The following is a 713-nucleotide window of genomic DNA, read 5'->3' as shown; positions in this document are numbered from 1 at the left end:
GGCAAGGACAATGACCGGCTGACGGTGTGCTGGCGCATGATCAGCAGTACTGGGTGAGACCGAGGTTCTTGGCGATGGGAATCGCGGCAGCTGCCAGGCCGATGCCCACGATGGCCGTCATGACGACCTTGACGATGGTCGACTCGGAGTTGGCAATGCCGATCGCACCCAAGATGATGACCACCACGCCGATCACGAAGAGGATTGGACCACTGACCAGCGCCTGGATCGAGCAAATGATGTTGGTCAGGCCACTGAAGAGACCGAGGTCGGCAGCGAATGCGCTCTGGGCGCACAGGAGAAGCGTCGCGCCCAGCACCAGGGCAGTCTGCTGCGAACGGGTGCGGGCGGCGTTGAGCTGCATCCCCGCTGGTCGGTTGGAACGGAACATGGTTTGTTGAACTCCCAGTTAGAAAACGCGATTGACGACGTAGTCGCCTTGTTTGAATCCCTGAATTTCCAGGATTTCCGAGACATGCCGCATCTCGCCGGTGCGGCGCAGATGCAGAACGTAGTGGAAGCATTCGGCGATGAGCTTGCGCATGTCGTCCAACTCCCAGCGGGAGCCGGTTGGGATGCCGAGCATCGCCAGACTCTCCAGCCGCGACAGGGCGGATCGGGCGTTGTTGGCGTGCAGCGACGCCATGCCGCCGTCGTGGCCGGTGTTGAGCGCCTGCAAGAGGTCGAAGGCTTCGCCGCCGCGCACCTCGCCA

The 713-nt window shown here is 62.3% G+C and carries 2 protein-coding genes; both read right to left on the bottom strand.

Features of this window, described 5'->3' with window-relative positions:
• Nucleotides 1-40 precede the first annotated feature (40 nt).
• A complete protein-coding gene (locus ACYP5B_RS15160; protein WP_267601182.1) occupies nucleotides 41-391 on the bottom strand; it encodes a TrbC/VirB2 family protein in 351 nt (116 codons plus the stop codon).
• A gap of 18 nt (nucleotides 392-409) precedes the next feature.
• Nucleotides 410-713: ATPase, T2SS/T4P/T4SS family (locus tag ACYP5B_RS15155; RefSeq protein WP_459570257.1), on the bottom strand; the 304-nt coding region annotated here is incomplete at its 5' end.

This window comes from Cupriavidus sp. 8B (assembly GCF_054589115.1).
The sequence above is the reverse complement of the archived record's forward strand: the minus strand, read 5'-3'. Positions and strand labels throughout refer to the sequence as shown.